This is a genomic window from Catellatospora methionotrophica (genome assembly GCF_011297335.1).
GTDB lineage: Bacteria > Actinomycetota > Actinomycetes > Mycobacteriales > Micromonosporaceae > Catellatospora > Catellatospora methionotrophica.
The window spans coordinates 87048-99475 of the sequence record NZ_JAAOTJ010000018.1 but is presented as its reverse complement, the minus strand read 5'-3'; the positions used below and the strand labels follow the sequence as shown (position 1 = coordinate 99475).

Below are 12428 nucleotides of genomic sequence, written 5' to 3'. Positions count from 1 at the left end.
CTTCGTTCCCCCTTCGCCGCGCCCCCGCGGGTGCGCCTGCGAACGAGATTCACGGATGCCGGACGGCCCGCGTCGCACAACGCGTGCGACGCGGGCTGCGCTCAGTCGCCTGATGCGGTGCCCGCGACCGGTCAGCGCCGCCGCGGGGCGCCGCGCCGGTGCACCAGTACGCCGCCGAGGACCACCGCCGCCACCAGCCCGGCGAGCGCCCAGTAAGGCCAGGTCGGCGAGTCCGGTGCGGCCGGGCCGGCGACGGCTCCGGAGGTCGCGCCGCCCGAGCCGGCGGGCTGCTGCGGTGCGGTGGTCTGGCCGAGCAGTATCGGGTCGGGCTGGTTGGTCGGCGGCTGCCACCCGGCGGGCGCAGCAGTGATCTTCCCCTGGTAGTCGAAGCGGACCTCGCCGCTGACCTTGTCGCCGTCGGAGGCCACCGACTGGTAGGTGATGGTGTAGACGCCGGTCTGCGGCCAGTGCGACACCGGGATGACCGTGGGGAAGCCGATCTTGTACAGCTGCGGCTCCCAGTTGCCGTCGCGCAGCGTCAGCTCCTGCACCGGGCTGGCCAGGGGCTTGGGCTCCCCGCCGGACCAGCCGTGGTCCACGCGGGTGCCGTCGGGGGCCTTCACCGTGAAGTACGCGGCCGTGTTGGCCTTCTCGGTGAACACCAGCCGCACGCTCTCGCGGGGCTCGGTCAGCGTGCTGCGGTCGACGGGGTCGGAGAAGGCCAGCTGGCCGTGCGCCTGCGCGGGGGAGGGCAGCAGCACGGCCAGGGCCACCGCGGCGAGAACGGCGGCGATCTTTCGATACATGCGGATGAAGCTAAGCCATCGCCGCCGTGCGCACCATCCCCGCTTCCCGTCCGCCGGTCACCACCAGGACAGGCGGCCCTTCCAGCCGTCCAGCGCCGCGCCCGGGTCGGCCTGCAGGACCCGGTCCAGGGCGCTGGCGTACACGTCGCGGAAGTCGACGGTGAACTTCAGGTCCCCGTCGTCTAGGTCGGTGAGGCTGGGCTGCTCGCCGTACAGTCCACCGGGGATCGACTCGCCCAGCACGAACACGTTGGACGCGGTGCCGTGGTCGGTGCCGTCGGAGGCGTTGGCCTTCACCCGCCGCCCGAACTCGGAGTAGACCAGCACCACCACGTCCTTGCCCGCCGGATGGGCCGTGATCCGCTTGTAGAACGCGGTCACGCCCTTGTCCAGGTAGGACAGCAGCTGCTCCTGCAGGTTGCGCTCGTCGGCGTGGGTGTCGAAGCCGCCCAGCGACACCGAGAACGTCCGCGTCGCCACCCCGGCCTCGATGCACTGTGCGACCAGGTCCAGCTGCGCCTGCAGCCCGGCGAGGCCGCCGGTGCCGGTCGCCGGGACCTTCTCGTCGTCACCGTCGTCGGCGTCGGTGTCGGCGTCCTTGACCTGCTGCGACATCTCGCGCACCCGGGCCAGGTCACCGAAGCAGGCCGCGGCGCGCGCCTGCAGCGGCGGTTCCCCGGCCGACGGCGCGGCGAATCCGGCCAGGGCCTCGGCGGTGACCGCCTTGGGCAGCTTCACGTCCGCCGCGCCGATCACCGCACCGGCGCTCTTCTGCCCTGCCAGCAGCGGCGGGAGCACCTTCTCGAACGACACGGCCAGCCGCGGGTCGCCGCCCACGCCGTCGAGCCAGCGGCCGATCCAGCCCGTGTTGCCGGGCCGGTCCGGGTTGGCGGTCTGCCAGATGTCCATCGAGCGGAAGTGGCTGCGGTCGGGCTTGGGGTAGCCGACGCCGCGTACGACGGCGAGCTTCTTGTTGCCGAACAGCTCGTGCAGGCCCTTCAGTGCCGGGTTCAGGCCGGTGGCGTCGTCGAGCTTGAGCACCTCGCCGCCGTCGTAGGCCAGCTCGGGGCGGGCGTCCTGGTAGGCGGTGTCGGCGTACGGGATGACGGTGTTCAGGCCGTCGTTGCCGCCGTACAGCGTGATGACGACGAGGGTCTTCGCACCCTCGGGGCGGTCGCCCGCGGTGTCGAGGATGTCGGTCAGGGCCAGCGTCGTCGCGCCCGCGGCCAGGGCCGCGCCGCCGACGACGCCGCTGGCGATCAGGAACTTCCGCCGGGTCGTGGTGTCCATCGCGCGTCCTCCTTCTCAGTGCACCGCGTACTCGGGGCTGATCAGCCCCAGCACGGTCAGCTTCTTGGCGTCCTTGGCCGCGGCGTCCAGCACCGCCCGGGTCCGGTCCGTCCACGCGTCCACGACCAGCAGCCGGGCCAGCGCCTCCGGGCGGCCCTTGACCGGGGCGGCCGACAGCCGCTCCAGGAACGCCGGGCTCGCCGCGGCCGACAGGGCCTGCGCCAGCTGCACCCGCGTCTGCGTCGCGAACGTGTTGAGCCAGGCTGTGCCCGATGGCCAGCCGCCGACGCTCGGCGGCTTGAACGGCACCTGGTCGAGCCGGGTCAGGCCCTGGTAGAGCTGCTTGCGCTGCTTGTCGTCAGCGCTGCCCGCCGCGCCGAGCTGGCGCACCGCGCCGACCAGCCACTCCACCGGCTGCTTGACCAGCTGCCCGCCGGTGGTCGCGAACTGGTCGTCCAGCAGCATCGCCCGGACCAGCGCGGTCACGTCGTGCCCGGCGAAGGCCGCCGACAGCCGGTCGCGTGCCTCCTTCGGCATCGGCTCGCCGGAGGCGAACCGGAACCACAGCCGCTCCGGCAGGAACGTCTTCGCGGCGGGCTGCGCCAGGATCACCTCGGCGAGCGAGTCTGCGTCCAGCGGGCCGGTGCGCCCGAGCACGGTCTTCGCGCCGTTGTCATGCCGGGCCTGCTGAAACGTGGCAGTGCCGTCGACCCGGTCCACGGTCCAGCCGGTCAGCGCGCGGGCCGCGCCCTTCACATCGGCTTCGGTGTACGCGCCGATGCCGAGCGTGAACAGCTCCATCAGCTCGCGGGCCAGGTTCTCGTTCGGGGCCTTACGGGTGTTGCGCTGCCCGTCCAGCCAGTGGATCAGCGCGCCGTCGCGCAGCATCGCCCGCACCAGCACCCCGAAGTCACCCCGGCCGTCGCGCCGGAAGGTGTCCTGCTGGGCCGCCATCAGCGCGGCCGACTTGACCTTCTGCACGCTGGTCGCCCAGTGGCCGTGCCAGAAGAAGACCAGCTTCTCGGTGAACTGGTGATCAGCGGCGACCATGCGGTCCACCCACCAGTGCGTGAGCTGCTGCACCTGCTCCTTGCGCGCCTGCTGAGCCTTCTGCCGCTGCTCGCGGGTCGGCTTCTTGGGCAGGTCGGTGTAGGGGTCGGCGCCGAACTTCGGGGCCGCGGTGCGGGCCGCGCCCCGGTCGACGCCGACCGGTGTGAGCAGTTGCTCGACAGTCGCCTGGTATCCGGCCCGTTCGGCTTGGTCCACCTCGTCGGCGGTGGGCCCGAACGTTGCCCTCCGCAGCAGGTGCGCGACCTTCTCACGTTCCGCCATGCCCCGATCCTAGGCAGGCCTTGATCCGATCCACGCACGCTGCGTGTACGGGCAAGGTAAGGCTACGAGCAGTGACCACCCGGCCACGGACCGGTCGGACCGCCCGCGCCCTACACCTGACTCACGCTCCTCGTGTCCGCTTTATCCAATATGCTCCGTCGCTGCCGTCCGGGCAATGCGCAAGATCTGTTTTTGGGGACGCTGGATGCCCCTATGGGGGCACCTGGCGTCCACAAAAACAGATCTTCAACGTGGACTGCAGGGTGGGGCCGTCGATTTGGGGAGGTTTGTCGTCGGTGGGCCGGGCTGGGGTTGCGGCAGTGGGGATCGGTTGCCGTCAGGGTGCGGGTTTGCGGTGGATGCGGTAGTGCAGGATCAGGAACGGGAGGCCGAACACCCGGAATGCGTGCTCCGCCCGCAGATGCCCATCCTGTACGTATACATCCAGGTCCTCGGCGAAGCCGTGCACCGCGGCCGCGGTCAGCCGCCCGTCGTCCGGGTCGACAAAACTCAGGTAGTGGCCGGGCTGGTCCAGCGTGCTACGGCTGGACAGGGCCAGCCCGCCGTCCGGCCGGGAACGGGGTTCCAGGGTGGCGGTGAAGCTCGCCTGCGGCAGCGGGAAGCCGACGCTGACGTAGCCGCGCCCTTCGTGCCGGTAGGTGGTGTAGACGCCCACGTAGATCGGCTCGTCGGTGTCGGCGTACGAGCGGATCCAGCCGCGGACCGTCACCTCGCCGTCGACGCTGACCGTGTCGATGCGGCTGCGTACGCCGCGCTGGGTCTCGCGCTGGTTCATCGGCACGTTCGCCTGTCCCAGCGGCCGGGCCAGCAGGTGGCGGTAGAGCAGGTAGCCGGGCCGGACCCAGACCCGCCAGCGCGGCTCGATGTCCAGCGTGAACCGCGTGGTGTGCTCGTAGAACTCGCGCACCAGCGGGACCGTGCCCGCCGGGTCGAAACCGGGCCCGGTCAGCTCGTCCAGCGACGCCACGATGCCGATGTCGGGATGGTCGGGCCGGTGCTGCCCGCCGATCCGCTCCGCGAGGTCGGCGACGTAGCCGGTGCCGACATAGCGGGTACGGGCCGCCAGTGGCACCACGAACGGCAGCCGCGCCGCGTCGACCCGCTCGGCCAGCAGGCTGACCTGCGGCTCGCGGAACAGCAGCGCCGACAGGACCCGGAAGACCGCGACGGTCACCGCCGCGACGATCGCACCGGGCACGCCCGCCATCGCCCAGCCGAGCGCCGCCCCGACCAGCGGCCCGAGCACCACCTTGTGCGGCCTGACACCTAGCAGCCCCGCGACACCACCCGCGATGACGCCGACGAGCAGCGCGTTCGCACCCAGCGCGGCCAGTGCCCAGCCGCAGGGTGCGGCCAGCGCGGCGCTCATGACGATGCGCGACCACAGCGCCGGGATCTCACCCGGCCGCTGCCGGGCGCGGGCCAGCGCGTCGACGAGCCCGAGCAGCAGCGCGCCCGCGACCGCCCCGCCCGCCATCGCCCAGGCACCCCAGGACGCGGTCACCGCCACACCCGCGAGCCCGCCGATCAGGGCCGCCAGGGCGGCCGATCCGCGGCGCTCAGGTGTTGCGGCGACGGCATCGCTCATCCCGGCAGGCTAGCGCGGCTCCAGCGCATCCGTTCCCGCCGCCCGAGTCGGCTCTGATCACCGCGACCACCTGCGCGGCACCGCATGCGGTCCGGCCGCCCGACTCGGCCCTGGTCACCGCGCTACCTCCGCTGCCCTGGCGCGTCCGGCCTACCGCGCTCCCCGGCTCCGAGCGCCGCGAGAGCTTGCGTTCCGCTGGGCGGCGGCACGGCCAGCGTGCGCGCGTCTGCGCGCCGGGGCGTTCCGCGCGTCGACCACGACGGCGTTGATCGTCCGACTTGCCAGGCAGGTGGGCGAAAGCCCGTCCATGATTCGGACATGTGCCTGGCAAATCGGACGATCATGGTTGGGTCGGCGGTACGGATCAGGCGACGCCGTCGCGGTTGAAGCGGCGCTTGGCCCAGAGGTAGCAGAAGACGGTGATGGCGGCGCTCCAGGCGACGGCCAGCCAGGCGCTGTCGCCGATGCCGGTGCCCAGCAGCAGGCCGCGCAGGGTCTCCATGACGGGGGTGAACGGCTGGTACTCGGCGGCCCAGCTGACGGCCCCGGGCATGGAGTCGGTGGGGACGAATCCGCTGCCCAGGAACGGCAGCAGGATCAGCGGCATCGGCAGGTTGCTGGCCGACTCGACGGTACGGGCGGTCAGCCCGCAGGCCACGCCGAACCAGGTGACGGCGAACGAGACCAGGGTCAGCAGGCCCGCCGCGGCCAGCCACTCGACCGGGGTCGCGTTCGGGCGGAAGCCGACGAGCACGGCGACGCCGATGACGACGGCCAGCGCGACGACCAGCTGGACGAGGTTGCCCAGCACGTGGCCGGTCAGCACCGCGGGCCGGAAGATGGCCATGGTGCGGAACCGGGCGATGATGCCCTCGGCCATGTCCTGTGCGACGCCGATCGAGGTGAGCTGCGGCGCGCTGGCGATGGCCAGCAGCAGGATGCCGGGGGTGACGTAGTTGGCGTACGCGGCCCGGCCGCCGCCCGCGGCGATGCCGTCGCCCAGCGTGCCGCCGAAGACGTACACGAACAGCAGCAGCATGATCACCGGGATGCCGATGAGGAAGCCGATCAGCGGGTAGCGGCGGGCCCGCAGCAGGTAGCGGCGCAGCATGGTGGTCGAGTCGCGCAGCGCGTACGCGTTGGTGCTCATCGGTTGTTCGCTCCTTCGAGGATGGCGGTGTCGGGGCGGCCGGTCAGGGTGAGGAAGACGTCGTCGAGGTCGGGGGTGTGCACGGTCAGCTCGGCGATCTCGACGGCCGCGCCGTCGAGCCGGTCGAGGACCTCGCGCAGCGAGCGGACGCCGCCGTCGCTGGGCACCTGCAGGGTGAGCGCGTCGTCGTCACGGGTCGACGCGCCGAACACGCGGGAGGCGGACTCCAGTTCGGCGAGCCCGGCGAAGCGCAGCCGGATGTGGCCGCCCGGGATGAGGCGCTTGAGTTCGGCGGGGGTGCCCTCGGCGATGATGCGGCCGTGGTCGAGCAGCGCGACCCGGTCGGCGAGCTGGTCGGCCTCTTCCAGATACTGGGTGGTGAGGAAGATGGTGACGCCGTCGGCGACCAGGGTGCGGATGCTGTCCCACATGGTGCGGCGGCTGCGCGGGTCCAGGCCGGTGGTCGGCTCGTCGAGGAACACCACGCGCGGGTTGCCGACCAGGGTCATCGCCAGGTCGAGGCGTCGCCGCATGCCGCCGGAGTAGGTCGTGGCGTGCTTGCCGGCGGCCTCGGTGAGGTCGAAGCGTTCCAGGAGGTCGGCGACGCGGCGGCGGCCTTCACGGCGGTCGAGGTGGTTCAGGTCGGCCATCAGGGCCATGTTCTCGCCGCCGGTGAGGAAGTTGTCGACGGCGGAGAACTGGCCGGTCAGGCCGATCGCGGCGCGGACGTCGTCGGCGTGGGTGGCCGGGTCGTGGCCCGCGATGCGGATCCGGCCCGCGTCGGGGCGCAGCAGGGTGGACATGATGTTCACGGCGGTGGTCTTGCCCGCGCCGTTCGGGCCGAGCAGGGAGAAGATGGTGCCGGCGGGCACGTGCAGGTCGATGCCGTCCAGGACGGTCTTGTCGCCGTACGCCTTGCGCAGGCCGGTGACCTCGATGGCGTTGCTGGGGGTGGGCATGGGGATGTCCTTTCAGGCGCGGTGGATGGTGATGTCGCCCCACGAGGTCCGGGCGCGCACCTCGACGCGCTCGTCGGCCTCCTCGGGTCCGGGGACGGTGTCCAGGGAGTTGCGCACCGTGCTGGTGGAGCGCAGGTCCAGCCAGGCGGCGGTGCCCTCGGGGATGCCGACGTCGATGCGCCCGGCGGAGGTCTCCAGCACGTGCGTGCCGCGTACGGCCGCGCCGACGCGGATGTCGCCGAACGCGGTCTTGGCGGTGAGCCCGGCCTCGGCCCGGTCGACCCGGACGTCGCCGTTGGCGGTCTTCGCGGTCAGCTCGGCTGCGGCCCGGCCGACGACGATGGGGCCGTCCGCGCCGTTGATGCGGCCGGTGCCGGTGATCGTGCCGACCTCGCAGCCGCCGGTCGAGCTCTTGATGACGGCGTTGCCCGCGATGTGCCCGACCCGGGTGCGGCCGGCCCCGGTGGACAGTTCGGCGTCGCCGAGCACCTGCTCGGCGCTGATCTCGCCGGCGCCGGTGCTGGCGCGCAGGTTCGCGGTCTGGGCGAAGTGCAGCCGGCCGTAGCCGGAGCTGAACCGGCAGTCGCCCAGCCGCCCGTCGGCGTGCAGGTCGCCCAGTCCGGTGTCGCCGTCGAGGGTGGACCCGGCGGGCAGGTGGATCTCGACGTCGATGGAGCCGGTGCGGCCGAACAGGGTGCCGAGGTGCTTGGGCGTCTTGACCAGCAGGCGGCCGTCGGCGTACTCGACGCGGGTCTGCTCGACCAGCCGGGCGGACCTGGTGCTGTTGTTGGCGGCGCGGACCTCGACCACGGTGTCGGTGCGGTCGGCGGCGACGATCCGGACGTCGGCCGCGACGACGCTCAGCGATACGGCGATGGGCTCGGGTGTGTCGAATGTGGGCATGGCGGTTTCCTCGCAGGTCTTGGTAGTGGCCGGTGGGCGGGTCAGCGGGCCCAGCCGGTGTAGCGCTGCCCGAGGTCGGTGCCGCCGGGCCGGGCGGCGGGGCGCGGGGCGGCGGCCGCGTCCAGTGCGGCGGCGGCGGCCCGGACCAGCCAGGTGTTGGCCGACAGCCGCTCGCGGGCGGCGGCCTCGTCGATGCGCGCTTTGAGCTCGTCGGGCAGGCGCAGGTTGATCCGCGAGGTCGCGCCCTTCTCCCCGGCGGCGGCCTCGTCCCAGGCCGGGGCGGCGGCGGTGGGGGCGGGGGCGTACTCGTCGGGCGGGCTCTGGCGGGTGTTCACCACGAACGCGGGGTTGAGTCCGCGCAGGCGCACCTCGACCGAGCCGGGGGCGAGTTCCCGGGTGATCTCGTCGGCGGCTGCCGAGATCGCTTCGAGCAGCGTCAGCCGGATCGCCGACTCCAGCGGCACGGCGAGGCGCTCGGCCAGGGCCCGTGCCTCCTCCCCGCCGGTCTCGGCGGCGACGGCCAGTTCGGCGCGAAGCTTCTCCACGTACGGCGTCAGTTCCATGGCATCACTATGGCACCACGATGGTGCCATAGGCAAGTCATCTTGGCTCAGAGATGGTGCCAGCGTGTCCGCCGGGCCCTGATCCGACACAAACGTGAACGGTCGGTGGACTGGTGAAGGGGCGGGGTGACGGCGAACATAGGGACGCCGGTACCGTCTGCGGATGCGCAGGCGGGTACGCCGACCGCGCCGCATCCCCCGCGGCGCGGCTCCCGCCGGCCGACGCGTTCGTGATCTGTGGAAGGAAGACGTATGTCTCAGAGTGAGGACGTACTGCGCGACGACCTGGCGGCACGGCCCGACTTCGAGGTCACGCTGCGCGGTTACGACAAGCGGCAGGTCGAGCAGTACATCGCGCGCATCAACGCCGAGGTGTCGTCGCTGTCGGCCGAGCGCGAGCGGGCGCTCGGGCAGGTCCGCGACCTCACCGAGCGGCTCAAGCGCCAGCACACCGACCTGTCCGAGCTGGCCGAGCTGCGCCAGCGCCCGGCGCAGGTCGAGCGGGCCTCCTTCCGCCACCTGGGCCCGATGGTCGACCAGATCCTGGAGCTGGCCGAGAAGCAGGCCGAGGCGATCACCACCACCACGGCCCAGCAGATGGCCCACCACAAGGACGAGGCGGAGAAGATCCTCGCCGAGGCCCGTGAGCGGGCCGACCAGCTGCGCACCGAGAGCGAGGCCGCCCTGGAGCGCGCCGAGCAGGAGCTCAAGCGCGTGCACGACCAGAACGCCCAGCAGGCCGAGCACGCGCGCGCCGAGGCCGACGCCCTGGTCGAGGCCGCCCGGGTGCGGGTGCAGCAGGAGGTCGAGGCCGGTCGTGCGCAGACCCAGCAGGAGGTCTCGCAGTGGAAGGCCAACGTCGAGCGCGAGCTCGTCGAGATGCGCGCCGCCGCCGAGCGTGAGCTGGCCGGTCAGCGCACCGCGGTGAACCAGAAGAACGCCGCGCTGCACGCCGAGGCCCAGCAGCACGCGACCGACCTGCGCCGCCGCGCCGACGACCAGAACGCCGCCCACCAGCAGCAGCTCACCGTCGTGCAGCAGGAGATCCGGGCCCGGCGCCAGGCGCTGGCCCAGTTGCAGGCCGAGCTGGACATCGCCCAGCAGCGTCTGGTCCAGTCGCGCCAGGACGGCGCGACCGCCGAGCGCGACGTGGCCCAGCTCCAGCAGCGCCTGAGCGAGACCACCCAGGAGCTCGGCCACGAGTTGCACAGGCTGGAGGAGGCCCGCCGGGCGGCCGAGTCCGCCGAGCGTCACGCGGTGGCGGTGCGGGCCCGCGTGCAGCGTGAGGCCGAGCGGGTCGCCAACCTGGCCGCCGCGGCCGTCATGGCCGCTGCGGTCGGCGGTGTGGAGACCGGCGAGTATCCGCGCGTCCAGATGCGCCCGAACCCCCGCCACTCGGCCGCCGAGGCGGGGGAGCGCGAGGCGTTCGACATGCCCGAGGTGCAGGCGGAGCTGGTCGAGGTGGCGCAGCAGGCGGAAGCGCTGTCGGAGGAGCTGCAGGCCGAGGTCGAGGCCGACGCCGAGCAGGCCGAGGCCGAGGCGGGACAGCGACACCACGAGGGCGACCCCGAGCTGGCCGAGTACGCCAACGGCCGCCGCGACGGCGAGATCGCTGTCCCGGCGCAGCGGGTGCCGCTGCCCGAGCGCGTCGGCGCGGACGCCGAGTAGTCACGAAACAGCAGCACAGGCCCGTTCGCTTCCGGCGAGCGGGCCTGTCGCCTGTGTACCGTCTCAATTGGTGGGAATTAATAGTAAGGCTTATTGACTGTTAATTATCGACCCGCGACGATCCCAGGAGAACGGCTCCCCGTGTCCTGAGATCGGAGCTTCGATGAACAGACTGCGAACAGCAGCGGCAGCCCTGGCCGCCGCGCTGGTCACCACCTTCGCGGTGGCGGCGCTGCCCGCTCCCGCCTCCGCCGCCGAAGTGCTCGTCAACGGCGGCCTCGAAACCGGCTCCCTGTCGCCGTGGACCTGCACCGGCAACCTCGGCAGCGTCGTGTCCACCCCGGTGCGCACCGGCACCAAGGCGATGCAGGGCGCGGCCAGCGCGGCCGACAACGCCAAGTGCAGCCAGACCGTGTCGGTCGTCTCCGGCACCCAGTACACGCTGTCGGCCTGGGTCCGGGGCAGCTACGTCTACCTCGGCGTCAACGGCGGCGCGTCCACCTGGACCCCGAACGCGACCAACTGGACCCAGCTCACCCTGACCTTCACCGCCGCCAGCAGCTCGATCCAGGTCTACCTGCACGGCTGGTACGGCACCGGCACCTACTTCGCCGACGACGTCTCCCTGCAGGGCCAGGGCGGCAACAACCCGACGGTGCCCGGCACGCCCGGCACCCCGACCGCGGGCTCGATCACCAACACCTCCGTCGCGCTGAACTGGGGCGCGTCGTCGGGCACGGTCACCGGCTACCGGGTGTACGAGGGCAGCACCGTACGCGCCACCGTCACCGGCACCTCGACCACGATCAGCGGACTGGCCGCGTGCAGCGCGCACACCTACGCGGTCGCGGCGTACAACAGCGCGGGTGAGTCACCGCGCTCGGGCACCGTCACCGTCACCACCACCGGCTGCGGCACCGGCGTGCCGGGCACCCCCGGCAACGTCACCGTCGGCGGTGCGACCAACACGTCGCTGAACGTGTCCTGGAGCGCCTCGTCGGGCACCGTCACCGGCTACCGGGTGTACGAGGGCAGCACCGTACGCGCCACCGTCACCGGCACCAGCACCACCATCGGCGGCCTGGCCACCTGCTCCAGCCACACCTACACCGTGCGCGCCTACAACGCCTCCGGCGAGTCCTCGGCGTCGGCGTCCGCGTCCGGCACCACCACCGGCTGCACCACCGGCACCCTGCCCAAGCACCTGCTCACCGGCTACTGGCAGAACTTCGTCAACGGGGCCACCCCGCTGCGGCTGTCGTCGGTGCCGACCACCTACGACATCGTCGCGGTCGCCTTCGCCGACGCCGTGTCCGGCACCCCTGGCGCGGTCACCTTCAACGTCGACTCGGGGCTGTCCTCGGCGCTGGGCGGCTACACCAACGCCCAGTTCCGCACCGACGTCGCCACCCTCAAGGGCCGCAACCAGAAGGTCATCCTGTCCGTCGGCGGCGAGCTCGGCTCGGTGTCGGTCAGCAGCTCGGCGGCGGCGACCAACTTCGCCAACAGCCTCTACACGCTGATCACCGACTACGGGTTCAACGGCGTCGACATCGACCTCGAGAACGGCCTCAACGCCACCTACATGGAGCAGGCGCTGCGCAACCTGCGCTCCCGCGTCGGCTCGGGCCTGATCATCACGATGGCGCCGCAGACGATCGACATGCAGTCGACGGGGGCGGGCTACTTCTCGCTCGCGCTCAACATCCGCGACATCCTGACCATCGTGCACACCCAGTTCTACAACTCGGGCAGCATGCTCGGCTGTGACCAGCAGTTCGCGTACTCGCAGGCCACGGTCAACTTCCTCACCGCGCTGGCCTGCATCCAGCTGCAGTCGGCGCTGCGGCCCGACCAGATCGCGCTCGGCCTGCCCGCCACCACCCAGGCCGCGGGCGGCGGCTACGTCAGCCCGTCCGTGGTCAACAACGCGCTGAACTGCCTGGCCGCCGGCACCAACTGCGGCAGCTTCGTGCCCCCGACCCGCTGGCCCACCATCCGTGGCGCGATGACCTGGTCCATCAACTGGGACGCCTCGAACGGCTACAACTTCGCCAACACCGTCCACAACCACCTCGTCTCGATGCCGTAACCCCACCCCACGAACGCCCCCGCGACCACACTCGCGGGGGCGTTCGTGCACTTTCG

Annotated in this window: 10 protein-coding genes; 2 read left to right on the top strand and 8 right to left on the bottom strand. The window is 72.1% G+C overall.

Annotated elements, in window-relative coordinates; genetic code table 11:
- Positions 1-131: 131 nt before the first annotated feature.
- The 8 genes from HAV40_RS30055 to HAV40_RS30020 form a co-directional block, all read right to left on the bottom strand.
- Complete coding sequence (locus tag HAV40_RS30055) at positions 132-806, bottom strand: copper resistance CopC family protein (protein ID WP_166387189.1); 675 nt, start codon at positions 804-806, stop codon at positions 132-134.
- Positions 807-863: 57 nt separating this feature from the next.
- A complete protein-coding gene (locus HAV40_RS30050; RefSeq protein WP_166387187.1) occupies positions 864-2096 on the bottom strand; it encodes a DUF1501 domain-containing protein in 1233 nt (410 codons plus the stop codon).
- A gap of 15 nt (positions 2097-2111) precedes the next feature.
- Positions 2112-3428 carry a DUF1800 domain-containing protein gene (locus HAV40_RS30045; RefSeq protein WP_203672085.1) on the bottom strand — a complete coding sequence of 439 codons (1317 nt, stop codon included), beginning with the start codon at positions 3426-3428 and terminating at the stop codon, positions 2112-2114.
- Positions 3429-3765: 337 nt separating this feature from the next.
- Entirely contained in the window at positions 3766-5037 is a 1272-nt protein-coding gene (locus tag HAV40_RS30040; RefSeq protein ID WP_166387185.1) for a hypothetical protein, read from the bottom strand.
- A gap of 364 nt (positions 5038-5401) precedes the next feature.
- Complete coding sequence (locus HAV40_RS30035) at positions 5402-6187, bottom strand: ABC transporter permease (protein WP_166387183.1); 786 nt, start codon at positions 6185-6187, stop codon at positions 5402-5404.
- Complete coding sequence (locus tag HAV40_RS30030) at positions 6184-7146, bottom strand: ATP-binding cassette domain-containing protein (RefSeq protein WP_166387181.1); 963 nt, start codon at positions 7144-7146, stop codon at positions 6184-6186. Before HAV40_RS30030 ends, HAV40_RS30035 begins: the two co-directional genes overlap by 4 nt.
- Before the next feature lie 12 nt (positions 7147-7158).
- Positions 7159-8049, bottom strand: coding sequence for a DUF4097 family beta strand repeat-containing protein (locus tag HAV40_RS30025; protein ID WP_166387179.1), 891 nt, complete (start codon positions 8047-8049; stop codon positions 7159-7161).
- 41 nt (positions 8050-8090) lie between these two features.
- Complete coding sequence (locus tag HAV40_RS30020) at positions 8091-8612, bottom strand: toxin-antitoxin system HicB family antitoxin (protein ID WP_166387177.1); 522 nt, start codon at positions 8610-8612, stop codon at positions 8091-8093.
- Between the two features lie 252 nt (positions 8613-8864).
- Between HAV40_RS30020 and HAV40_RS30015 the strand changes: the two genes are divergently transcribed.
- Entirely contained in the window at positions 8865-10280 is a 1416-nt protein-coding gene (locus HAV40_RS30015) for a coiled-coil domain-containing protein (RefSeq protein ID WP_166387175.1), read from the top strand.
- A gap of 163 nt (positions 10281-10443) precedes the next feature.
- On the top strand, positions 10444-12372 hold the full coding sequence (locus tag HAV40_RS38705) for a fibronectin type III domain-containing protein (protein ID WP_166387173.1): 1929 nt from the start codon (positions 10444-10446) through the stop codon (positions 12370-12372).
- The last annotated feature ends 56 nt before the right edge of the window (positions 12373-12428 follow it).